The sequence below is a fragment of the Streptomyces sp. NPDC040405 genome (assembly GCF_055595765.1).
The window spans coordinates 1,234,039-1,259,850 of record NZ_JBVIVI010000001.1 but is presented as its reverse complement, the minus strand read 5'-3'; the positions used below and the strand labels follow the sequence as shown (position 1 = coordinate 1,259,850).

4 protein-coding genes are annotated in these 25,812 nt (G+C 72.2%); 1 reads left to right on the top strand and 3 read right to left on the bottom strand.

Annotation, left to right across the window (positions count from 1 at the left end; all coding sequences use genetic code 11):
- Positions 1-25 precede the first annotated feature (25 nt).
- Positions 26-22,114 (top strand): SDR family NAD(P)-dependent oxidoreductase, encoded by a 22,089-nt coding sequence (locus ACZ59A_RS05465; protein WP_470953800.1) that lies wholly within the window; start codon positions 26-28, stop codon positions 22,112-22,114.
- A gap of 112 nt (positions 22,115-22,226) precedes the next feature.
- Here ACZ59A_RS05465 and ACZ59A_RS05460 read toward each other — a convergent pair whose 3' ends face one another.
- Genes ACZ59A_RS05460 through ACZ59A_RS05450 form a run of 3 tightly spaced genes read right to left on the bottom strand, consistent with a single transcriptional unit; the run spans position 22,227 to position 25,781 of the window.
- Positions 22,227-23,165: an ACP S-malonyltransferase gene (locus tag ACZ59A_RS05460; RefSeq protein WP_470953785.1), complete on the bottom strand. Its 939-nt coding sequence runs from the start codon at positions 23,163-23,165 to the stop codon at positions 22,227-22,229.
- Between the two features lie 34 nt (positions 23,166-23,199).
- Positions 23,200-24,774, bottom strand: a complete 1,575-nt coding sequence (locus ACZ59A_RS05455; RefSeq protein ID WP_470953782.1) for an ABC transporter permease — start codon at positions 24,772-24,774, stop codon at positions 23,200-23,202.
- Positions 24,771-25,781 (bottom strand): ABC transporter ATP-binding protein, encoded by a 1,011-nt coding sequence (locus ACZ59A_RS05450; RefSeq protein ID WP_470953779.1) that lies wholly within the window; start codon positions 25,779-25,781, stop codon positions 24,771-24,773. Before ACZ59A_RS05450 ends, ACZ59A_RS05455 begins: the two co-directional genes overlap by 4 nt.
- Positions 25,782-25,812 lie beyond the last annotated feature (31 nt).

Here is a 25,812-nt window from a genome sequence, read left to right as displayed (position 1 = left end):
GGATTCCTCGAGAGGGAACGCACGCATGAACGAGGAAAAGCTCCGCTACTTTCTCAAGCGGGTCACCGCCGACCTGCACGAGACCCGGCGACGCCTCCAGGAGGTGGAGTCGGAGGACCAGGAGCCCATCGCGATCGTCGGCATGAGCTGCCGCTACCCGGGCGGCGTCGAGTCGCCCGAGGATCTGTGGCGGATGGTGTCCGAGGGCGGGGACGGCATTTCCGAGTTCCCCACGGACCGCGGCTGGGACATGGGGCGGCTCTTCGACGACGACCCGGACGGCGCGGGCACGAGCTATGTCCGGGAGGGCGGTTTCCTCCACGACGCCAACTACTTCGACCCGGCGTTCTTCGGCATCAGCCCGCGCGAGGCCCTCGCGATGGACCCGCAGCAGCGGCTGCTGCTGGAGACCACCTGGGAGGCGTTCGAGCGCGCGGGCATCGACGCCACCTCCGTACGCGGCAGCCGTACGGGCGTGTTCGCGGGCGTCATGTACCACGACTACGCCTCGCGGCTGCGCTCCGTACCGCCCGGCGTCGAGGGCTACCTCGGCACCGGCGGCTCCAGCAGCATCGCCTCCGGACGCGTCGCGTACACCTTCGGCCTGGAGGGCCCGGCCCTCACCGTCGACACGGCGTGCTCGTCGTCGCTGGTCACCCTGCACCTGGCCATGCAGGCGCTGCGCAATGGCGAATGCTCACTCGCCCTGGCCGGTGGCGTCACCGTGATGTCGACGCCCGGCACCTTCACCGAGTTCAGCCGCCAGCGCGGGCTGTCCTTCGACGGCCGCTGCAAGTCGTTCGCGGCGGCCGCCGACGGCACCGGCTGGTCCGAGGGCGCGGGCATGCTGCTCGTGGAGCGGCTGTCGGACGCGCGCAAGAATGGCCACCGGGTGCTGGCCGTCGTCCGTGGCTCGGCCACCAACCAGGACGGCGCGAGCAACGGCCTCACGGCCCCCAACGGCCCGTCCCAGCAGCGCGTCATCCGCCAGGCGCTGGCCAGCGCCCGGCTGACGGCCGACCAGATCGACGTCGTCGAGGCGCACGGCACCGGTACGAAGCTGGGCGACCCGATCGAGGCGCAGGCCCTGCTCGCCACCTACGGCAAGGAGAAGCCCGCCGAACGGCCGCTCCTGCTCGGCTCCATCAAGTCCAACGTCGGCCACACCCAGGCCGCCGCCGGTGTCGCCGGGATCATCAAGATGGTCAAGGCCATCGAGCACGGCTACGTGCCCAAGTCCCTGCACGTGGACGAGCCGTCGCCGCACATCGACTGGACGGCCGGATCCGTCTCGCTGCTCACCGAGGGCCGCCCGTGGCCGGAGACCGGCCGCCCGCGCCGCGCCGCCGTGTCCTCGTTCGGCATCAGCGGCACCAACGCCCACCTGATCATCGAGCAGCCCCCGGCGCCGGACGAAGCCACCGACGAAGCCACCGACGAGGACACCGAGCCGGTGGCCGTCGCCTCGCCGCGCGACCTCCCCCTCCTCCCGTGGCTGCTCTCCGGCAAGGGCGAGGACGCGCTGCGCGCCCAGGCCGCCCGGCTGCACGCGTACGTCACCGAACGCCCCGACCTGGACCCGCTGTCCACCGGTTACGCCCTCGCCACCACCCGCGCCGCCCTCCAGGACCGTGCGGCCGTCATCGCCGGGGACCGCGAGACGTTCCTCGACCGGCTCGCCTCCCTCGCCGCGGGCGAGCCCGCCGCCGGGCTGGTCGAGGGCGCCGAAACCCGGGGCAAGCTGGCGTTCCTCTTCACCGGCCAGGGCAGCCAGCGGCTCGGTATGGGCCGTGAGCTGTACGAGACGTACCCGGCCTTCGCCGAGGCGTTCGACGCCGTATGCGCCGCGCTCGACCCGCGCCTCGAACGGCCGCTGAAGGACGTCCTCTTCGGGGACGACGCCGCGGCCCTGGACCGCACCGGCTTCACCCAGCCCGCGCTGTTCGCCATCGAGGTGGCCCTGTTCCGCCTGGTCGAATCGTGGGGCCTGAAGCCGGACTTCGTCTCCGGCCACTCCATCGGCGAGATCGCCGCCGCGCACGTAGCGGGCGTGCTGTCGCTCGCGGACGCCTCATTGCTGGTGGCGGCGCGTGGTCGTCTGATGCAGCGGCTTCCGGCCGGGGGCGCGATGGTCGCGGTGCAGGCGTCGGAGGACGAGGTGGCGCCGCTGCTCACCGACCGCGTGAGCATCGCCGCCCTCAACGGCCCGACCTCCGTGGTCATCGCGGGTGACGAGGATGCGGCTCTGGAGATCGCCGCTGGTTTCGAGGCCCAGGGCCGCAAGACCAAGCGGCTCACGGTCAGCCACGCCTTCCACTCGCCGCTGATGGACCCGATGCTGGAGGCGTTCCGCAAGGTCGCCGAGAGCCTGACGTACGACACCCCCAAGATCCCGGTCGTCTCCCACCTGACCGGCGGCATCGCCCCCGCGTCGGAGATCGCCACCGCCGACTTCTGGGTGCGCCACGTCCGCGAGGCCGTCCGCTTCCTCGACGGTGTCCGCACCCTCGAAGCCCAGGGCGTCACCACCTACCTCGAACTCGGCCCGGACGGCGTGCTGTCCGCGCTCGGCCAGGACTGCCTGGCGGGCGACTCGGAGCAGATGGCGTTCGTCCCCGTGCTGCGCTCCGGCCGCCCCGAGGCCGAGACGCTGACCACCGCCCTGGCCACCCTGCACACCCGGGGCACCGCCCCCGACTGGGAGGCGTACTACGCGGGCACGGGCGCGGAGCGCGTCGAACTGCCCACGTACGCCTTCCAGCGCGAGCACTACTGGCTGGACGCGGGCACCGCCTACGGCGACGTCTCCTCCGTCGGCCTCGGCACCGCCGACCACCCGCTGCTCGGCGCGGCCGTATCGCTGGCCGCCGCCGAGGGCTTCCTGTTCACCGGGCGGCTCGCCCTGGACACCCACCCGTGGCTGGCCGACCACACCGTGATGGGCGCGGTCCTGCTGCCCGGCACCGCGTTCGTGGAGCTAGCCGTACGCGCGGGTGAGCAGGCCGGATGCGACTTGGTCGAGGAGCTGACCCTTGAGGCCCCGCTGATCCTGCCCGAACAGGGCGGGGTCCGGCTCCAGATAGCCGTGGGCGCCGAGGACGACACCGGCCGCCGCACCCTTGAGCTCCACTCCCGCCCCGACGCGGCCACCGACGACGAGCCGTGGGTACGCCACGCCACGGGCGTCCTCGCGCAGAGCCCCCCGACGGCGCCGTTCGACCTGACCACCTGGCCGCCCACGGGCGCCGAGCAGATCGCCGTCGACGGCCTGTACGAGGGCCTGGCCGAGGCGGGCTTCGCCTACGGCCCGGCCTTCCAGGGCCTGCGGGCCGCCTGGCGCGGCGACGGCGAGGTCTACGCCGAGGTCGCGCTCCCCGAGGGCACCGAACCGGGCGCCGCCCTCTTCGGCCTCCACCCGGCGCTGCTGGACGCCGTGCTGCACACCATCGGCCTCAGCGACCTGACCGAAACCCCGGGCCAGGGCGGCCTCCCCTTCTCCTGGACCGGCGTCCGAGTCCACTCCGTGGGCGCGGACACGGTACGGGTCCGCCTGACGTCGGCCGGAAACGGCACGGTGTCGCTGGCGCTGGCAGACGTCACGGGCGCCCCGGTGGCCTCGGTGGACCGCCTGGCCCTCCGCACGGTCTCCCCGGACCAACTGGCCCCGAGCGGCCAGGGCGCCGCGTCGGACGCCCTGTTCCGCGTCGACTGGACCCCGGTGGCGGCGGTGTCCGAGCCGCTCTCCAAGGACACCTGGGTGACCGTGGGCCCCGACACGGTCTACCCGGACCTGGAGGCCTTGGGTCAGGCCGTCGATTCCGGCACGCCGCTGCCGGACCACGTAGTGGTGTCCCTGGCAAACCAAGCCCGTCCGGCGTTTGAGGACCGGGGTCTTGGGGCGGAGCCCCAAGTTTCGGGAAGGGGCGGGGTAGGGGAAAGCCCCGCTCAAGCCGCACACGACGCCACCACCCAAGCCCTCACCCTCCTCCAAACGTGGCTGGCCGACGACCGCTTCGCGGACTCCCGCCTCGTCGTCCTCACCTCCGCCACAGACCTGGCCCACGCCGCCGCCCGCGGCCTGATCCGCTCCGCCCAGTCGGAGAACCCGGACCGCATCGTCCTGGTCGACACCGACGGCCAAGGCGAGCTGCATGACGCCGTGGCCGCAGTCCTGGCCACCGGCGAACCCCAGGTGGCCATCCGCAACGGCGAGGTCAAGGCCCCCCGCCTGGCCCGCGCCACCACACCGACGCAGGACGAAGCCACCGAGTGGGACCCGGACGGCACGGTCCTGCTCACGGGCGCTTCCGGCACCCTGGGTGCCCTGTTCGCCCGCCACTTGGTGGCGGAGCGTGGCGTACGAAACCTCCTCCTGGTGAGCCGCCGCGGCGACGCGGCGCCCAACGCTCAGGACCTGACCACCGAGCTCACCGACCTGGGCGCCACCGTAAGCTGGTCGGCCTGCGACGTGGCAGACCGCACCGCCCTGGCCGAAACCCTGGCCACCATCCCCACCACCAACCCGCTCACGGCCGTGGTGCACACGGCAGGCGTGCTGGACGACGGCGTCATCGCGTCCCTCACCCCGGACCGCCTCGCCAAGACACTGCGCCCGAAGGCAGACGCGGCGTGGAACCTCCACGAACTCACCCAGGACCAAAACCTGGCGGCGTTCATCGTCTTCTCCTCCGCCGCCGGAGTCTTCGGCGGCGCAGGCCAAGGCAACTACGCAGCAGCCAACGCCTTCCTGGACGCCCTGGCCCAGCACCGCCATGCGCACGGCCTGCCCGCCACCTCCCTCGCCTGGGGCCTGTGGGCCGAGCCCGGCGGCATGGCCGGAGACCTGGACGAGGCGGAACTCGCCCGCCTCCAGCGCGGCGGCGTAGCCGCGATCACGGCCGACGAGGGCCGCGAACTCTTCGACGCCGCGACGAACACCACCAGCGAGCCGCTGATGGTCCCCATGCCCCTCGACATGGCGGCACTGCGCACGCAGGCAAGCGTCGGCATGCTGCCGCCCCTCTTCCGCGGCCTGGTCCGCGTCCCGCCGCGCCGCGCCGCGCAGGCCGCCGCGGCCGCGCAGTCCGGCGCCCTCGCGCAGCAGCTCGCCGGAGCGCCCGCCGCCGAGGCCGAGGCGATCGTCCTCACCCTGGTACGTACCCAGGTGGCGGCCGTGCTCGGCTACGCCGGGCCCGAAGAGGTCGAACCGCAGCGCGCGTTCAGCGAGGTCGGCTTCGACTCGCTCACCGCCGTCGAGCTGCGCAACCGCCTCACCGCCGTCACCGGCGTCCGGCTCCCGGCCACGCTGATCTTCGACTACCCGACCCCCGCCGCCCTCGCCACGTACCTGCGGGACGAGGCCCAGGGCAGCCAGGCCGACGTGGCGGTTCCCACCGCCACCGCGATCGCACACGACGACGACCCCATCGCCATCGTCGCGATGAGCTGCCGTTTCCCCGGCGGGGTGGCCTCGCCCGACGACCTGTGGAAGCTGGTCACCGACGGCACGGACGCCATCACCGACATGCCCACCGACCGCGGTTGGGACATCGAGTCGCTCTACAACGACGACCCCGACCAGCAGGGCACCAGCTACGCCCGCAACGGCGGCTTCCTCCACGACGCCCACCACTTCGACCCGGTCTTCTTCGGGATCTCGCCGCGCGAAGCCCTCGCCATGGACCCGCAGCAGCGGCTGCTGCTGGAGACCACCTGGGAGGCGTTCGAGCGGGCGGGTATCGACCCGGCGACCGTGCGCGGCAGCCGGACCGGCGTCTACACGGGCGTGATGTACAACGACTACGGCACGCTGCTGCACCGCGCGCCCGACGGCCTCGAAGGCTTTATGGGCACGGCCAGCTCCGGCAGTGTCGCCTCCGGCCGGGTGTCGTACACCTTCGGCCTTGAGGGCCCGGCCGTCACCGTCGACACGGCGTGCTCATCCTCCCTGGTCACCCTGCACATGGCGGTGCAGGCGCTGCGCAACGGCGAATGCTCGCTCGCCCTCGCGGGCGGTGTGACCGTGATGGCGACCCCCGGCACCTTCGTGGCCTTCAGCAAGCAGCGCGGCCTGGCGACCGACGGCCGGTGCAAGCCGTTCGCCGATGCTGCCGATGGCACGGCCTGGGGTGAGGGCGTGGGCATGCTGCTGGTGGAGCGGCTGTCGGACGCCCGTAAGAACGGCCACCCGGTGCTCGCCGTCGTGCGCGGCAGCGCGATCAACCAGGACGGTGCGTCCAACGGCCTCACCGCCCCCAACGGCCCGTCCCAGCAGCGCGTCATCCGCCAGGCCCTGGCCGGGGCCCAGCTGTCCGCCGCCGAGATCGACATCGTCGAGGCGCATGGCACCGGTACGACGCTGGGCGACCCGATCGAGGCGCAGGCACTGCTCGCCACCTACGGCCAGGAGCACACCGAGGACGCGCCGCTGTGGCTGGGCTCGGTGAAGTCCAACTTCGGCCACACCCAGGCCGCGGCCGGTGTCGCCGGAATCATCAAGATGGTCAAGGCCATCGAGCACGGCGTTCTGCCCAGGACGTTGCACGTGGACGAGCCGTCCGCACACGTGGACTGGGCCGCGGGCGCGGTATCGCTGCTCACCGAACAGCAGACGTGGCCGGACACCGGCCGCCCGCGCCGCGCCGCCGTGTCGTCGTTCGGCATCAGCGGCACCAACGCGCACACCATCATCGAGCAGGCCCCGGCCGTCTCCGATGCCGAGTCGGCGGCAGAACCCCGTGTCCTTCCGGTGCTGCCCTGGGTGGTGTCCGGTAAGGACGAGCACGCTCTGCGGGCCAATGCGGCCCGGCTCCAGGGCCATGTGGCCGAGCGCCCCGATCTGGACCCGGTGTCCGTCGGCCACTCGCTGGCCACCACTCGCGCGCTGCTGGAGCACCGGGCAGCCGTCATCGCCGATGACCGCACGACCTTCCTGGAGCGACTTGCCGCGCTGGCCGCTGGCGAGCCCTCGACGGGAGTGGTGCAGGGTGCGGAGACCAGGGGGAAGCTCGCGGTTCTCTTCACCGGCCAGGGCAGCCAGCGCCTGGGTATGGGTCGTGAGTTGTACGACGCCTACCCGGTGTTCGCGGAGGCGCTGGACGCCGTCTGCGACGCGCTGGACCGGCACCTCGACCGACCGCTGAAGACCGTGCTGTTCGGGGATGACACCGAGCAGCTGGACCAGACGGGGTACACCCAGCCCGCGCTGTTCGCCATCGAGGTGGCGCTGTTCCGGCTGCTCGAAACCTGGGGCGTGAAGCCGGACTTCCTGTCCGGCCACTCGATCGGTGAGCTGGCCGCCGCCCACGTGGCGGGCGTGCTGTCGCTCGCGGATGCCTGCCGATTGGTGGCCGCGCGTGGGCGTCTGATGCAGGAACTCCCGGCCGGTGGCGCGATGATCGCCGTCCAGGCATCGGAGGACGAGGTACTGCCGCTGCTCACCGAGCGCGTCAGCATCGCCGCCCTCAACGGCCCGACGTCGGTCGTCATCGCGGGCGACGAGGACGCCGCTCGGGAGATCGCCGCTGGTTTCGAGGCGCAGGGCCGTAAGACCAAGCGGCTCACGGTCAGCCACGCGTTCCACTCTCCGCGCATGGACGGGATGCTGGAGGCGTTCCGCGAGGTGGCGCAGGGGCTTTCGTACGAGGCTCCGCGCATCCCGATCGTGTCCAACCTGACCGGGGACGTCGTCTCCGCCGAGGAGATCACCAGCCCCGACTTCTGGGTGCGCCATGTCCGCGAGGCGGTCCGCTTCCTCGACGGTGTCCGCGTCCTCGAAGCGCAGGGTGTCACGACGTACGTGGAGCTGGGCCCGGACGGTGTGCTCACCGCCATGGCGCAGGAGTGTGTGACCGGCGAGGACGCCGCCTTCGTGGCCGCGCTGCGGGGTGGCCGTCCCGAGGCCGAGAGCCTGACGGCCGCCGTGGCCGCCCTGCACACCCGGGGCGCGGCCGTGGACTGGGAGGCGTACTACGCGGGCACGGGCGCGGAGCGCGTCGAGTTGCCCACGTACGCCTTCCAGCACGAGCGTTACTGGATCGAGGTTCCGGCCTCGGTGGGCGATGTGGCCTTCGCCGGTCTGGGCTCCGCCGATCATCCGCTGCTCGGCACGGCCGTGCCGCTGGCCGCTGCGGAGGGCTTCCTGTTCACCGGGCGGCTTTCGCTGGAGACCCATCCGTGGCTGGCCGATCACGCCGTCATGGGCGCGGTCCTGCTGCCCGGTACCGCGTTCGTGGAGCTGGCCGTACGCGCCGGTGAGCAGGCCGGATGCGATCTGGTGGAGGAGCTGACCCTTGAGGCGCCGCTGATCCTGCCCGAGCGGGGCGGGGTTCAGCTGCAGATCGCCGTGGGCGCCGAGGATGACACCGGCCGCCGCACCCTTGAGCTCCACTCGCGTCCCGATGCGGGCGATGACGAGGTGCCGTGGATCCGGCATGCCACGGGTGTGCTCGTGGAGAGCGCGCCGCTGTCGGTTCCGACGTTCGAGCTGAGCGCCTGGCCGCCTGCGGGTGCCGAGCCCATCGGGACCGATGGCCTGTATGAGGGGCTGGCCGAGGCGGGCTTCGGCTACGGCCCGGTCTTCCAGGGGCTGCGGGCCGCCTGGCGGGGCGACGGCGAGGTGTTTGCCGAGGTCGCGCTGCCTGAGGATGTCGCGCCCGGCGCGGATCTGTTCGGGTTGCATCCCGCGCTGCTGGACTCCGTTCTGCACGCCGTCGCGCTGGGTGGCCTGACCGAGAACCTGGACGGGGCCGGACTGCCGTTCTCCTGGACGGGTGTCCGGGTCCATTCGGTCGGTGCGGACAGCGTGCGGGTTCGGCTGTCGTCGGCCGGGAACGACACGGTGGCGCTGCAGCTGGCCGATGCGACCGGTGCTCCGGTGGCGTCGGTGGAGCGGCTCGCACTTCGTGCGGTGTCCCCGGAGCAGCTGGGTGCCGGTCAGACCGGTGGTGGCGCGGCGGACGCGCTGTTCCAGGTGGACTGGCTTCCGGTCCCGGCCCTCTTCGGGAAGCCCGCCGAGCGGCGTGTTGCGGTCGTGGGCCCGGACGTCCCCGGCCTCGGGGCCGAGGCCGTGACGTACCCGGACCTGGCCGCGCTGGCCGAGGCGATCGGGTCCGGCGCCACGGCCCCGGACCACGTGGTGGTGTCCGCGCGGGCGGCCTCGGGGGAGGACTCCTCGCCTGCCGCCGTGGCGCATCAGAACGCCGTTCGCGTCCTCGACCTGCTGCAGCTGTGGCTGGCCGAGGACCGGTTCGCGGACTCGCGCCTGGTCGTCCTCACCGAGGGCGCGGTGTCCACGGGCACCGATGACCCGGTGACCGGGCCCGCGCAGGCCACCGTGACCGGCCTGATCCGCTCCGCGCAGTCGGAGAACATCGGCCGGATCATCCTGGTGGACCTCGACGGCCACCCGGACTCGCTCCCCGCTCTTCCCGCCGCCCTCGAATCGGGCGAGCAGGAACTTGCCGTCCGTCAGGGCGCGGTCATGACTCCGCGGCTGGCCCGGACCACCACCGTTCCGGCCACCGACCGGGAGACCTCGGTCTTCGACGCGGAGGGCACGGTACTGATCACCGGTGCCGGTGGCACGCTCGGTGGCCTGTTCGCGCGCCATCTGGTGACCGAGCGGGGTGCGCGCCACCTCCTCCTGGTCAGCCGCCGTGGCGACCAGGCTCCGGGTGCCGCTGAACTGACGGCCGAGCTGGCCGAGTTGGGCGCCGAGGCGCAGTGGGTCGCGTGCGACGTGGCCGACCGGGACGCGCTGGCCAGCGTCATCGCATCCGTTCCCACCGAACATCCGTTGACGGCCGTGATGCACACGGCGGGTGTGCTGGACGACGGCGTGATCGCGTCCCTCACCCCCGAGCGGCTGAACACCGTGCTCCGCCCGAAGGTGGACGCGGCGTGGAACCTGCATGAGCTGACCGCGGATCTGGACCTGGCCGCGTTTGTGCTGTTCTCGTCGGCCGCCGGTGTCTTCGGCGGCGCCGGACAGGGCAACTACGCGGCGGCGAACGCCTTCCTCGACGCCCTGGCCCAGCACCGTCGTGCTCAGGGCCTGCCCGCCACCTCCCTCGCCTGGGGGCTGTGGGCCGAGTCCGGCGGCATGGCCGGAGACCTGGACGAGGCGGAACTCGCCCGCCTCCAGCGCGGCGGCATCGCCGCCATCACCGCCGATCAGGGTCTGGAGCTTTTCGACCTGGCGGATGCCGCTGACCAGGCGCTGCTGGTGCCGATGCCGCTCGATATGGCGGCTTTGCGCGAGCAGGCCGGTGCGGGGATGCTGCCGCCGCTCTTCCGTGGTCTGGTGCGTGTTCCGCCCCGGCGGGCAGCCCAGGCCGCCGCGGCGGCGCGGTCCGGTGCGTTGGCGCGGCAGTTGGCCGGGGCCTCCGTGACCGAGGCCGAGGCGATCGTGCTGGGCGTGGTCCGTGCGCAGGTGGCGGCGGTGCTCGGCTTTGCCGGGCCCGACGCGGTGGATCCGCAGCGTGCGTTCAGTGAGATCGGCTTCGATTCGCTCACGGCCGTCGAGCTGCGTAACCGTCTGACCTCGGTCAGCGGCGTCCGGCTCCCGGCGACGTTGATCTTCGACTACCCGAACCCGATCACCCTCGCCGCGTATCTGCGGGCCGAGGCCCAGGGCAGCCAGGACGATGTGGCCGGACCGGTCGCGGCTGTCATGGCGGGCAATGACGACCCGATCGCCATTGTGGCGATGAGCTGCCGTTTCCCCGGCGGGGTGGCCTCGCCCGACGACCTGTGGAAGCTGGTCAGCGAGGGTACGGACGCCATCACCGACATGCCCACCGACCGTGGTTGGGACATCGAGGCGCTGTTCGACGACGATCCGGACCAGCGGGGCACCAGCTATGCCCGCAACGGTGGCTTCCTGCATGACGCCCATCACTTCGACCCGGTCTTCTTCGGGATCTCGCCGCGCGAAGCGCTCGCCATGGACCCGCAGCAGCGGCTGCTGCTGGAGACGTCGTGGGAGGCGTTCGAGCGGGCGGGTATCGACCCGGCGACCGTGCGCGGCAGCCGGACCGGTGTCTACACGGGCGTGATGTACAACGACTACGGCACGCTGCTGCACCGTGCGCCCGATGGTCTTGAGGGTTACATCAGCACTGCCAGCTCCGGCAGTGTCGCCTCGGGCCGGGTGTCGTACACCTTCGGCCTTGAGGGCCCGGCCGTCACCGTCGACACGGCGTGCTCATCCTCCCTGGTCACCCTGCACATGGCGGTGCAGGCGCTGCGCAATGGTGAATGCTCGCTCGCGCTCGCGGGCGGTGTGACCGTGATGGCGACCCCCGGCACCTTCGTGGCCTTCAGCAAGCAGCGTGGCCTGGCGACCGATGGTCGCTGCAAGCCGTTCGCCGATGCCGCCGATGGCACGGCCTGGGGTGAGGGCGTGGGCATGCTGCTGGTGGAGCGGCTGTCGGACGCCCGGAAGAATGGCCACCCGGTGCTCGCCGTCGTGCGGGGTTCCGCGATCAACCAGGATGGTGCCTCGAATGGTCTGACGGCGCCGAACGGTCCGTCGCAGCAGCGGGTGATCCGGCAGGCGCTGGCCAACGCGCGGCTGTCCGCCGCCGAGGTGGATGCCGTCGAGGCGCACGGCACGGGCACCACGCTGGGTGACCCGATCGAGGCGCAGGCGCTGCTGGCCACCTATGGCCAGGAGCGTGCCGAGGACGCGCCGCTGTGGCTGGGCTCGGTGAAGTCGAACTTCGGCCACACCCAGGCTGCGGCCGGTGTCGCCGGAATCATCAAGATGGTCAAGGCCATCGAGCACGGCGTCCTGCCCGCGACGTTGCACGTCGACGAGCCGTCGGCGCATGTGGACTGGTCGGCGGGTGCGGTGTCGCTGCTCACCGAGCGGCAGACGTGGCCGGACACCGGTCGCCCGCGCCGTGGCGCGGTGTCGTCGTTCGGCATCAGCGGCACCAACGCGCACACCATCATCGAGCAGGCCCCGGAGCTGCGGGAGACGAAGGCCGAGTCGGCCGAACCCTCCCTCGAAGCGCCCGGTGTGCTGCCGTGGCCGCTGTCCGCCAGGAGCGAGGCGGGCGTGCGCGCGCAGGCCGCCAAGCTGCTGGCCCACCTCGACGCCGACCCGGGTCTGCGTCCGGCCGACATCGGCTACTCCTTGGCCACCACCCGCGCCGCCTTCGAGCAGCGCGCGGTCCTGGTGGGCACCGACCGTGACGACTTCGTCCGCGCCCTGACGGCGCTGGCCCAGGGTGAGGCTCCGGTCCAGGGCATCGGGACCTCCGCCAAGACGGCGTTCGTGTTCCCGGGGCAGGGTTCGCAGTGGGTGGGCATGGCGGTGGGGCTGATGGATGCCTCGCCGGTGTTCGCGGCGCGTATCGAGGAGTGTGCCGACGCGCTCGCGGAGTTCACCGACTGGTCGTTGGTGGAGGTGCTGCGGGGCGCCGAGGGTGCGCCGTCGCTGGACCGTGTCGATGTGGTTCAGCCGGTGCTGTTCTCGGTGATGGTGTCCCTGGCGGAGCTGTGGCGTTCCTTCGGCGTCAAGCCGTCGGCAGTGGTGGGTCACTCGCAGGGTGAGATCGCGGCCGCGTGTGTGGCGGGGATTTTGTCGCTGCAGGATGCGGCGCGTGTGGTGGCCTTGCGCAGCCAGGCGATTGGTCGGGTGCTGGCAGGCCAGGGCGGCATGGTGTCCGTAGCCCTGCCCGTGTCGGACGTACGGGAGCGGATTGCCGCCTGGGGCGAGGAGCGCATTTCGGTGGCGGCCGTGAACGGCCCCTCCGCCGTGGTGGTCTCCGGTGAGCCGACCGCGCTGGATGAGCTGCTGGCTTCGTGTGAGACAGACGAGGTCCGGGCGCGCCGGGTGCCGGTGGACTACGCCTCGCACTCCGCGCAGGTGGAGCTGCTGCGCGACGAACTGCTCACGCTGCTCGCCCCTGTACAGCCGCAGACCGCCCACACCCCCTTCCTGTCGACCGTGACAGGGGAGTGGGTCGACGGCTCCGAGCTGGACGCCGAGTACTGGTTCACCAACCTCCGCCGCACCGTCGAACTCGAAGGCGCCGTCCGGCGGCTGCTGGACGAGGGCTTCGGGGCGTTCATCGAGTCCAGCGCCCATCCCGTGCTGGCGATGGCGGTGCAAGAGACGGCCGAGGACGCCGGTCTGGACGCGGCCGCTATCGGTTCGCTGCGCCGCGACGCGGGTGGCCTGGAGCGCTTCTGGGCATCGCTGGGCGAGGCGTGGACGCGGGGCGTTCAGGTCGACTGGGACGCGGTGTTCGACGGCACGGGCGCGGCCCGCGTCGAGCTGCCCACGTACGCCTTCCAGCACGAGCGCTACTGGATCGAGGTCCCGGCCTCGGTGGGCGATGTCGCCTCCGCCGGTCTGGGCGCCGCCGATCACCCGCTGCTGGGTGCGGCCGTCGAGCTGCCGGACTTCGAGGGCTTCCTGTTCACGGGACGGCTTTCGCTGGAGACGCATCCCTGGCTGGCCGATCACGCGGTGATGGGTTCGGTGCTGCTGCCCGGTACCGCGTTCGTGGAGCTGGCGGTGCGGGCCGGTGAGCAGGTCGGCTGTGACCTGGTGGAGGAGCTGACCCTTGAGGCGCCGCTGATCCTGCCCGAGCGGGGCGGGGTTCAGCTGCAGATCGCCGTGGCTGCCGAGGACGACTCCGGTCGTCGCGCCCTTGCCTTGCATTCGCGTCCCGATGGGGTCGGCGACGAGGTGCCGTGGGTGCGGCATGCCGTGGGTGTGCTCGTGGAGAGCGCGCCGCTGTCGGTTCCGGCGTTCGAGCTGAGCGCCTGGCCGCCCGCCGGTACCGAGCGCATCGAGATCGATGGCCTGTACGAGGGCCTGGCCGAGGCGGGCTTCGGCTACGGCCCGGCCTTCCAGGGGCTGCGGGCCGCCTGGCGGGGCGACGGCGAGATCTATGCCGAGGTCGCGCTGCCCGAGGGCGTCGAGCCCGGCGCGGACCTGTTCGGGTTGCATCCCGCGCTGCTGGACTCCGTGTTGCACGCCATCGCCCTGGGTGGCCTGACCGAGAACCTGGGGGAGGGCGCACTGCCCTTCTCCTGGACGGGTGTCCAGGTCCATTCGGTGGGCGCGGACAGCCTGCGGGTGCGGCTGTCGTCGGCCGGGAACGACACGGTGACCTTCCAGCTCGCTGATGTGACCGGTGCCCCGGTGGCGTCGGTGGAGCGGCTCGCGCTGCGCACCGTGTCGCCGGAGCAGCTGGGCGGGGACGGCGTCGGTGGCGACGCGGCGGACGCCCTGTTCCGGGTGGAGTGGATTCCGGTCCCGGTCGCCCCGGGGAAGCCCTTCGACGGGCGCGTCGCGGTCGTGGGCCCGGACGTCCCCGGCCTCGGGGCCGAGGCCGTGACGTACCCGGACCTGGCCGCGCTGGCCGAGGCGATCGGGTCCGGCAGCACGGCCCCGGACCAGGTGGTGGTGTCCGCGCGGGCGGCCTCGGGGGAGGACTCCTCGCCGGTCGCCATGGCGCACGAGATCGCCGACCACGCGCTTAACCTGCTGCAGACGTGGCTGGCCGAGGACCGCTTCGCGGACTCGCGCCTGGTTATCCTCACCGAGGGTGCGGTGGCCACCGCCATCGACGACCCGGCGACCAGCCTGGCCCAGACGACCGTGACCGGCCTGATCCGCTCCGCGCAGTCGGAGAACCCCGGTCGCGTCGGCCTGGTGGACCTCGACGGCCACCCGGACTCGCTCACCGCCCTCCCCGCCGCCCTCGAATCGGGCGAGCAGGAACTCGCCGTACGCCAGGGCGCGGTCAAGGCTCCGCGTCTGGTCCGCGCCACCGCCCCCGCCGCCGATCAGGAGATCCCTGCCTTCGGTGCGGATGGCACAGTGCTGATCACTGGTGCCGGTGGCATGCTGGGCAACCTCTTCGCGCGCCATTTGGTGACCGAGCGGGGTGTACGTCGACTGCTGCTGGTCAGCCGCCGCGGTGACCGGGCTCCGGGTGCCGCTGAACTGACGGCCGAGCTGGGCGAGTTGGGCGCCGAGGCGCAGTGGGTCGCGTGCGACGTGGCCGACCGGGACGCTCTGGCCCGCGTCATCGGCTCCATCTCCGCCGAGCATCCGCTGACGGCCGTGATGCACACGGCGGGTGTGCTGGACGACGGTGTGATCGGGGCGCTGACCCCGGAGCGCATGGCCGGTGTGCTGCGTCCGAAGGTGGACGCGGCGTGGAACCTGCATGAGCTGACCGCGGATCTGGACCTGTCGGCGTTTGTGCTGTTCTCGTCGGCCGCGGGTGTCTTCGGCGGTGCGGGGCAGGGCAACTACGCGGCGGCCAACTCGTTCCTGGACGCCCTGGCCCAGCACCGCCGTGCCCAGGGCCTGCCCGCCACCTCCCTTGCCTGGGGCCTGTGGGCCGAGGCCAGCGCCATGACAGGGGAGCTGGACGAGGCGGAGCTCGCCCGCCTGCGGCGTGGTGGCGTCGTCGCTCTCACCGCCGGACAGGGCCTGGAGCTGTTCGACCTGGCGGATGGCGTTGACGAGGCGCTGCTGGTGCCGATGCCGCTCGACCTGGCCGCCCTTCGCGCGCAGGCGAGTGTCGGGATGCTGCCGCCGCTCTTCCGCGGTCTGGTGCGTGTCCCGCCCCGGCGGGCCGCGCAGGCCGCCGCGGCCGCGCAGTCCGGCGCGCTGGCGCAGCAACTGGCCGGGACGTCCGAGGCGGAGGCCGAGGCGATCGTGCTCGGCGTGGTGCGTACGCAGGTGGCGGCCGTACTCGGCTTCGCCGGGCCCGACGCGGTGGATCCGCAGCGCGCGTTCAGTGAGGTCGGCTTCGACTCGCTCACGGCTGTCGAGCTGCGCAACCGTCTGACCTCGGTCAGCGGCGTCCGGCTCCCGGCAACGTTGATCTTCGACTACCCGAACCCGGTCGCGCTCGCCACCTATCTGCGGGCCGAGGCCCAGGGGAGTCAGGCCGACGCGGCGGTACCCACCGTCACCGCGGTCGCACGCGACGACGACCCCATCGCCATCGTCGCGATGAGCTGCCGTTTCCCCGGCGGGGTGACGTCACCCGAGGAGCTGTGGAAGCTGGTGGTCGATGGCACGGACGCCATCACCGACATGCCCACGGACCGTGGCTGGGACATCGAGTCGCTCTATGACGACGATCCGGACCAGCGGGGCACCAGCTACGCCCGTAACGGTGGCTTCCTGCATGACGCCCACCACTTCGACCCGGTCTTCTTCGGGATCTCGCCGCGCGAGGCCCTGGCGATGGACCCGCAGCAGCGGTTGCTGCTGGAGACGTCGTGGGAGGCGTTCGAGCGGGCGGGTATCGACCCGGCAGCGCTGCGTGGCAGCCAGACTGGCGTCTACACGGGCGTGATGTACAACGACTACGGCACGCTCCTCTACCGCGCGCCCGATGGTCTTGAGGGCTACATCAGCACCGCGAGTTCGGGCAGCGTGGCTTCGGGCCGGGTGTCGTACACCTTCGGTCTTGAGGGCCCGGCGGTCACGGTCGATACGGCGTGTTCGTCGTCGCTGGTGACGCTGCACATGGCGGTGCAGGCGCTGCGCAACGGCGAATGCTCGCTCGCCCTCGCGGGCGGTGTGACCGTGATGGCGACCCCGGGTACGTTCGTGGCCTTCAGCAAGCAGCGTGGCCTGGCGACCGATGGTCGCTGCAAGCCGTTCGCCGATGCTGCCGATGGCACGGCCTGGGGCGAGGGCGTGGGCATGCTGCTCGTGGAGCGGCTGTCGGACGCCCGTAAGAACGGTCACCCGGTGCTCGCCGTCGTGCGCGGCAGCGCGATCAACCAGGATGGTGCCTCGAATGGTCTGACGGCGCCGAACGGTCCGTCGCAGCAGCGGGTGATCCGGCAGGCGCTGGCCAACGCGCGGCTGTCCGCCGCCGAGATCGACATGGTCGAGGCGCACGGTACGGGCACCACGCTGGGTGACCCGATCGAGGCGCAGGCGCTGCTGGCCACCTATGGCCAGGAGCGTGCCGAGGACGCGCCGCTGTGGCTGGGTTCGGTGAAGTCCAACTTCGGGCACACCCAGGCCGCGGCCGGTGTCGCCGGGCTCATCAAGATGGTCAAGGCCATCGAGCATGGTGTCCTGCCGAAGACCCTGCACGTGGACGAGCCGTCCACCCATGTGGACTGGTCGGCGGGTGCGGTGTCGCTGCTCACCGAGCAGTTGGAGTGGCCGGACACCGGCCGCCCGCGTCGCGCCGCCGTGTCGTCGTTCGGCATCAGCGGTACCAACGCGCACACCATCATCGAGCAGGCCCCGGAGCCGCGACAGAGGGACAACGCGGCGGCGAGGGAGCCCCGGGCGCTTCCGCTGGTGCCCTGGGTGGTGTCCGGTAAGAGCGAGGACGCTCTGCGGGCCAATGCGGCCCGGCTCCACAGCCATGTGGCCGGGCGCCCCGATCTGGACCCGGTGTCCGTCGGTTACTCGCTGGCGACTTCCCGCACGGTGCTGGAGCACCGGGCGGCCGTCATCGCCGATGACCGCACGACCTTCCTGGACCGGCTGGCAGCGCTCGCTGCGGGCGAGTCCGCTGCCGGAGTGGTGCAGGGGGCGGAGACCCGCGGGAAGGTGGCGGTTCTCTTCACCGGTCAGGGCAGCCAGCGCCTGGGTATGGGGCGTGAGCTGTATGCGGCGTACCCGGTGTTCGCGGAGGCGCTGGACGCCGTCTGCGATGAGCTGGACCAGCACCTCGAACGGCCTCTGAAGACCGTGCTGTTCGGGGACGATGCCGAGCAGCTGGACCAGACCGGCTTCACTCAGCCCGCGCTGTTCGCCATCGAGGTGGCGCTGTTCCGCCTCGTCGCCTCGTGGGGCGTGAAGCCGGACGTGGTCTCCGGCCACTCCATCGGTGAGATCGCCGCCGCGCATGTCGCGGGTGTGTTCTCGCTCGCGGACGCGTGCACCCTCGTAGCCGCCCGTGGTCGGCTCATGCAGGAGCTTCCGGCGGATGGCGCGATGATCGCCGTCCAGGCGTCGGAGGACGAGGTGCTGCCGCTGCTCACCGAGGGCGTTTCGATCGCCGCGGTGAACGGTCCCGCCTCGGTGGTCGTCGCCGGTGTGGAGGACGCGGCTCTGGAGATCGCGGCGACCTTCGAGGCGCAGGGCCGCAAGACCAAGCGGCTCACCGTCAGCCACGCGTTCCACTCGCCGCTGATGGAGCCGATGCTGCAGCCGTTCCGTGAGGTCGCGGAGAGCCTGACGTACCAGGCCCCGAAGATCCCGGTGGTCTCCAACCTCTCCGGCGGTGTCGCCGGTGAGGAGATCGTCACGGCCGAGTTCTGGGTGCGCCACGTCCGGGAGGCCGTGCGCTTCCTCGACGGTGCGCGCGCGCTCGAAGCCCAGGGCGTCACGACGTACGTGGAGCTGGGCCCGGACGGTGTGCTCACCGCCATGGCCCAGGAGTGCGTCACGGATGCCGATGCCGCGTTCGTGGCCGCGCTGCGGGGTGGCCGTCCCGAGGCCGAGAGCCTGACGGCCGCCGTGGCCGCCCTGCACACCCGGGGTATGGCGCTGGACTGGGAGGCGTACTACGCGGGCACGGGCGCGGAGCGCGTCGAGCTGCCCACGTACGCCTTCCAGCACGAGCGCTACTGGATCGAGGTCCCGGCCTCGGTGGGCGATGTCGCCTCCGCCGGTCTGGGCGCCGCCGATCACCCGCTGCTGGGCGCGGCCGTCGAACTGCCGGACTCCGACGGCTTCCTGCTCGCCGGGCGGCTCTCCCTCCACACCCACCCCTGGCTCGCCGACCACGCCGTGGCCGGTACCGCGCTGCTGCCGGGGACGGCCTTCGTCGAACTGGCCATCCGGGCGGGCGACCAGGTGGGCTGTGAACTGCTGGAGGAGCTGACCCTGGAGGCGCCGCTTGTCCTGCCCGAGCGGGGCGGGGTCCAGCTGCGGCTGACGGTCGGCGTGCCCGACGCGGACGGACGCCGCACCCTGGAGGTCTACTCCCGCCCGGAGCCGGACGCGGACCGGGGCGACGGCTCGGACCAGTCCTGGAGCCGTAACGCCAGCGGCGTCCTCGCGTCCGGTGCGGCGGCCGACACCGCCGAGGGCCTGGCCGAATGGCCGCCCGCCGAGGCGGCCGCCATCGAGGTGGACGACCTCTACGAGCGGTTCGCCGCCGCCGGTATCGGCTACGGTCCGGCGTTCCAGGGGCTGACGGCCGCCTGGCGACGCGGTGACGAGGTCTTCGCCGAACTCCGTCTGGAGCAGCGGCAGCAGACCGAGGCCGCGCTGTTCGGGCTGCACCCGGCCCTGCTGGACTCCGCGCTGCACGGCGTCGCGCTCGGCGACTTCGTGGGCGCCGACGCCGACGGGATCCGGCTGCCGTTCTCCTGGAGCGGTGTCACCCTCCACACGTCGGGTGCCACGGCGCTGCGTGTACGGATCGCACCGGCCGGGCCGGACGCGGTGGCCCTGGCCGTCGCGGACGAGAACGGCGGCGCGGTCGCGTCGGTGGACTCCCTGAGCTTGCGGACCATCGCTCCGGAGCAGCTGCGCGCGGCCCAGGTGACCTACCACGACTCGCTGTTCCGGCTGGACTGGACCGCGGTGCCCGCGCCCTCGGCGGCCCCCGAGGCCATCCGCTGGGCCCTGGTCGACGCGGCCGCCGCGGACGGTACGGACACCCTGGGGCTCGTCGCCGCGCTGGAGTCCACCGGTGCCGAGTGCGAGGTGTTCCCCGATCTGACCGAGCTGGCGGCCGTGGTGGCCTCCGGCGGGCAACGGCCGGACGTCGTGCTCCTCCCGCACACCACCACCTCCGGTGAGGTGGCCGAGGGCGCACGGCTGGCCGCCCACGCCGCGCTGGAGAGCGCGCAGGCGTGGCTCGCGGAGGAGGGTTTCGCCGGGGCGCGGCTGGCGTTCGTCACCCGCGGCGCGGTCGCCACGTCCCCGTCCTCCGAGGTGTCCGACCTGGCGAACGCGCCCGTATGGGGTCTGATCCGCACCGCCCAGACCGAGAACCCGGACCGGTTCCTGCTTCTCGACCTGGACGAGGAGGGGACCACGGCGCTCACGGCGGCCGTCGCGAGCGGTGAGCCGCAGCTCGCCGTCTGCGCGGGCGGCCTGTACGCGCCCCGGCTGGCCAAGGTCGTCGCCACCGATCCGGCGCCGGAGGGGCTGCCCGGGTTCGACCCGGACGGCACGGTGCTCATCACCGGAGCCACCGGCGCCCTCGGCGGGCAGCTCGCCCGTCATCTGGTGGCCGGGCACGGGGTGCGGCATCTGCTGCTGGGCAGCCGCCGGGGGCACAGCGCCGAGGGAATGCCGGAGCTGATCGCCGAACTGACCGCGCAGGGCGTGGCGGTGACCGTCGCGGCCTGCGACGTGGCCGACCGCGAGGCGCTGTCGGCGATGCTGGCCGAGGTGGACCCGGCGCATCCGCTCACCGCCGTGGTGCACACGGCGGGTGTGCTGGACGACGGGCCGCTGCCCGCGCTCACCCCGGACCGGATCGACACGGTCTTCCGGCCGAAGGTGGACGCCGCCCGGAACCTCGACGAGCTGACCCGGGATCTCGATCTCAGGGCGTTCGTGCTGTTCTCGTCCGTGGCGGGCACCTTCGGCGCGCCGGGTCAGGCCAACTACGCCGCGGCCAACGTCTTCCTGGACGCCCTCGCCGCGCGACGCCGCTCCGCCGGACTGCCCGCCCTCTCGCTGGCGTGGGGCATGTGGGAGCAGCGCAGCGCGATGACCGGCACCATGTCGGACGCGGACGTGCGGCGCATGGCGCGCTCCGGGATGGCGCCGCTGTCCTCGCGGGACGGTCTGGAGCTGTTCGACGCGGCGTGCGCGGTCGACGGTGAGGCGGTGCTCGTACCGCTCCATCTGGACACCGCGCCGCTGCGGGAGCAGGCCGCCGAGGGCGCGCTGCCCGCGGTGTTCCGCGGCCTGGTCCGGGCGACGCCCCGGCGGCGCACGGCCGCCGCCGCGGCGGCCGACGCGGGCGGGCCTTCGCTGGCGCGTCGACTGGCCGGGCTGGACGAGGCGGAGCGGGAGAAGACCCTGCTGGATCTGGTCCGCACCCACGCCGCCGTGGTCCTCGGCTTCGAGGACCCGGAGGCCGTGGGCGCCACGCGTGGCTTCCTGGAGCTGGGCTTCGACTCCCTGACCTCCGTCGAGCTGCGCAACCGGCTCAATGCCGCGACCGGGCTGCGGCTGCCCCCGACGCTGCTCTTCGACCAGCCGACGCCCGAGCTGGTCGCCCGGCAACTGCTCGCCGGGCTGGCCGGTTCGGTGGCCGCCGAGGGCGGTGCGGTGTCGGACGCCTCGCAGGCCGAGGCGGCGGGCGCGGAGCCGTCGGCCGTGTTCGGCGCGATGATGCGGGAGGCCGAGGAACTCGGTCGGCAGGGGGAGTTCACCCGGCTGCTGATGGACGTCTCGCGGTTCCGGCCCTCGTTCGCGAGCGCCGCCGAACTGGACAAGGCGCCCACGCTGGTGCGGCTGTCCCGCGGGGAGACGGGGCCCGCGCTGGTGTGCTTCCCCTCGATCCTGTCGATCGGAGGCCCGCACCAGTACGCGCGGTTCGCCGCCGGATTCCGCGGCCACCGGGACGTCTGGGCGCTGGGCAACCCCGGCTTCGTCGCAGGGGAGCGGCTTCCGGCGAACCCGGAGGCGGTGATCGAGGCGCAGGCCGAGGCGGTGCTGCGGCAGACCGAAGGGGAGCCGTTCGTGCTGCTGGGCCACTCCTCGGGCGGGCTGCTCGCCCATGAGGTGGCCGCGCGGCTGGAGAGCACCGGGGTCTTCCCGGACGCGGTGGTGCTGCTCGACATCTACTCGCACGACCGGGAGGCGGCCATGGCCCTCCAGCCCGGCCTGCGGGCCGGGATCGACGAGCGGAGCACGGGCCATGTGCCGGTGGACGACGCCCGGCTGCTGGCCATGGGCGCGTACTTCCGGCTGTTCGGCCAGTGGGAGCCCCGCGAGGTCAAGACGCCGACCCTGCTGGTCCGGGCCGAGGAGCAGTTCTTCGACTGGACCCGCGACGGGGACTGGCGGTCGTACTGGGAGCTGCCCCACACCGTGCGCGATGTGCCGGGGCACCACTTCACCATGATGGAGGACCACGCCGGTACGACGGCGCGAGTGGTGGAGGACTGGCTGTCGGACTGACGGGCGCTCCGGCGCCGAAAGGGCCGGGCCCCGCCCCCTCCGAGGAGGGGACGGGGCCCGGCCCTTGTGCTGTGCGGGTGTTGCCGTGCTGCGCGGGTGTCGCGGAGGGGGATCAGCGCGTACGGGCGGGGCGCGAGCGCTTGCCCGGCCCCACCGTCACGACCTCGAAGTTGGACTTGGTGCGGTCCAGCCGGTGGAAGAGGTTGTCCGGGCCGGTGATGTACATCTTCGACACCCCGGCACCCTTCAGCGTGTCGACGACCTTGGGCCAGTGGATGGGCAGGTCGAAGGTGTCCAGCAGCATCGTGCGCAGCTCCCCGGCCGAGGTCACGATCGTGCCCTCCTGGTCGGTTACCACGGGAAGCTTCGGGTCGAGGAGGTCGTACTTCGGCAGGATCTCCTCGGCGGCCCGGCGCCGCAGCTCCGCGAACGCGGGCGCGTGCACCGCCGGGACCATGGTGTACATGGAGTAGCCGCCGGCCTGGCTGATCGCCTTCTTGAACCCGTCGAGCTCCTTCTCGCGCAGCGAGACCATGAAGAAGCCGTCGTCGAGATGGCCGGAGTAGTCGTACCACTCGCCGCGCTCACCGAGTTCGGTGAGGATTTCCGTCAGCTTCTCCTGCGGGGTGCGGACGAAGGTGTGGGTGACCGCGTCCTGGTACTCCTCGGTGAAGTACGTGTGCTCGCAGCGGGCCATCTCCGCGGTGAGCCGCACCACCTCGGGAAACGGCAGCGAACCGACGTAGGCCGTCGCCGCCTTCTGCCCGAAGCTGGGGCCCACGCACAGGTCCGGGACGAGGCCGTGCACCTGCTCCGCCCGGTCCGCCGAGGCCATCGAGTTCACCAGGAAGGCCACCTGGGTGGCCTCGTCGTAGTCGTCCTCGGAGTCGCGGAGCCGGTCGAAGACCGAGTAGCCCAGCGCCTCGTCGGCCTCGGCGAGCCGCTTCCGGGCGAACGGGTCGAGCGTCAGGAACCTGCCCACCTCGGAGAAGCCGGAAGGTCCCATGCCCGGGAAAACAATGGCTGTCTTGGTCTGCTCGGATGCCGTCATGGTGTGGTGCCTTACTCTCTGGACCTGCCGTCGCTCAGTCCTGCGCCCGGCGGTTGAAGCCCCGGATACCGATGAACCCGAAAATCAGGAGGGACGCCCCGATGGCGCACGCGCAGATCCACAGCGGGATCGACGGCGGCACCCCGGGCGCATCGGGCAGCAGCAGCCCGCGCATCGCCTCGGTGACGTAGGTCAGCGGGTTGAAGGTGCACAGGATCTGGAACCAGCGGACACCGTCCAGGCTCCGCCACGGGAACTGCGTGGCCCCGGTGAACATGATCGGGGTGAGCGTCATGGCGAAGACGATGGAGATGTGGCGCGCGGGCGCCAGGGTGCCGAGGGTGAGCCCGACCGCGCCGCCGACCAGTCCGCCGAGGCTGAGGATGCCCAGGGTCTCCGGCATCTTGGACAGCGGCCAGGAGACGCCGTCCAGCAGCAGCAGACCGATCGGGATCATGACCAGGGCGCCGATCACCCCGCGCATCGCTCCGAAGAGCGCCTTCTCCACCGCCACCAGGCCGGTCGGGAGCGGCGAGAGCAATCGGTCCTCGATCTCCTTGGTCCAGGAGAAGTCGATGGCCAGCGGCAACGCGGTGTTCTGCAGGGAGACCAGGAAGCTGTTGAGCGCCACCACACCGGGCAGCAGCACCTGCTGGAATCCGGGCTGGGTCATGCCGATCTCGCCGAGCACCTTGCCGAAGACGAAGAGCATGAAGAACGGTTCCACGATGACCTGTCCCAGGAAGGGACCGATCTCGCGGCCGGTGACGAAGATGTCGCGCCACAGGATGAAGAAGAACGTCCGCCACCGGTTGGCGCGGCGCCGGTGGCGCCCGCCGCGGCGCTTCCCGTCGGGCAGATCCAGTTCGGGCGAGGGCTCCGGCTCGGGCTCCACGAGGGGCGCACGGGCCTCGGCCGCAGCGATGATGCTGTTCAGCGCGGCCTTGGCGTCCTGCGCGGCCTGGGAAGCCGACGGGGCCGGTATGGGCTTGATGACCAGGGTCAGCGTGTCGCCGATGTCGCCCTGCCTGGGGCCCGTGTCCCCGGCCGGGTGCGGCCTGGCCTCGTGCCGGGTGTCGTGCCGGGTCTCATGCCTGGCCTCGGGGGGCCGGGGCTCATGAGACCTGGCCTCGTACGGCTTGGGCTCGTGCTTGACCGGCGGGACCGCGGGGGTCTTCCGGTCGTCCGTGGCGGCGGGCAGCGGGGCGCGCTGCCTGGCCGGGACGAGCGCGGTCCGGGTGTCCTCGAAACCGTCGTCCTCGGCGGACCGGGACTCGGCGGCCCTCGGATCGGTGCCCCTGGGATCGGCGGTCCTCGGACCGGCGGCCCTGGGGTCGGCGCCCCTCGGATCGGCGGTCCTCGGACCGGCGGCGGCCCTCGGGTCGTCGGCCCTGTTCCCGTCCGGCCTGGCGCCCGGGACCCCGAAGTCCGAGGTCCTGAAGTTCGTGGTCCTGGTGTCGGCGGGCTGACGCTCGGCGCCCCGGTCGGCGGAGTCACCCCGGCCGCCCCGGCTCGCGGACGCCGCCGGACCCGTCCCGGGCTTCTCCTCAGCGGCCTCGCCACCGGTGTTTCCGCCGGCCGAGGACGGGGGGCGTGCGGAGGAGCTCATCGCATCTCCTTCCCCGTCAGCTCGACAAACACGTCTTCCAGGCTCGCCTTGCTCACATTCAGGTCCTTGATTTCACAGCCGGTGTCGGACAGGGCCTTGATGACAGTGGGCAGGAGCACGGAGGACGACGCGTTGCTGTAGACCTTCATCCGGAAGGTCCCGTCGCCGTCTGCGCCCTGTGCGGTGGGGTCCTCCTGCTGCAGCACCTCGACCCGCTCCGCGACACCGAGGCTCTGCACCAGCTGGACCACGCCGTTCATGCCGCTGTACGGCGGCCGCACCGTCACGGTCAGGGCGGTGTTGCTCATCCTGCTGGTCAGCGCCTCGGGGGTGTCCAGGGCGAGCAGCTTGCCGTGGTCGACGATGCCGATCCGGTCACACAGCCTGGAGGCCTCCTCCATGTCGTGGGTGGTGAGCACCACCGTGACGCCACGGTTCTTGAGGTCGGCTATCCGGTCGCGCACGAAGATCTGCGACTGCGGGTCCAGACCGGTGGCCGGTTCGTCGAGGAACAGCACCCGGGGGCGGTGCATCAGCGCCCGCGCGATCATCACGCGCTGCGCCTGACCGCCGGAGACCTGGTCCGCCCGGTTCTTGGCGTGGTCGGTGAGGCCGAGCCACTCCAGGCTCTCGTCCGCCAGCCGACCGCGCTCCGCACGGGAGAGCCCGTGGTAACCGGCGTGGAACGTAAGATTCTGACGAATCGTCAGTGACCGGTCGAGGTTGTTGCGCTGCGGCACGACGGCGAAGGACTGCCGGGCCACCGCGGGCCTGGCTATCACGTCGACGCCCTGGACGAAGGCGCGTCCGCCGGTGGGGGCGATCCGGGTGGTCAGGATGCCGATGGTGGTGGTCTTGCCGGCTCCGTTGGGGCCGAGGAAGCCGAAGACCTCGCCGTGCCTCACGGTGAAGCTGAGATTGTCGACCGCCGGGACGGGGCGCCCGGGGTACTTCTTGACCAAGCCGTCGACAACGGCGGCGAAATCAATGGGACGTGTTGTGTTCATCGCTGTCGTCGCACCGAATTTAATTGGCTTG

Excerpts from the sequence above, each read along its gene's own strand:
- ACZ59A_RS05465 (WP_470953800.1), top strand. The coding sequence starts at position 26 with ATGAACGAGGAAAAGCTCCGCTACTTTCTCAAGCGGGTCACCGCCGAC.
- ACZ59A_RS05450 (WP_470953779.1), bottom strand. The coding sequence starts at position 25,781 with ATGAACACAACACGTCCCATTGATTTCGCCGCCGTTGTCGACGGCTTG.
- ACZ59A_RS05455 (WP_470953782.1), bottom strand. The coding sequence starts at position 24,774 with ATGAGCTCCTCCGCACGCCCCCCGTCCTCGGCCGGCGGAAACACCGGT.
- ACZ59A_RS05460 (WP_470953785.1), bottom strand. The coding sequence starts at position 23,165 with ATGACGGCATCCGAGCAGACCAAGACAGCCATTGTTTTCCCGGGCATG.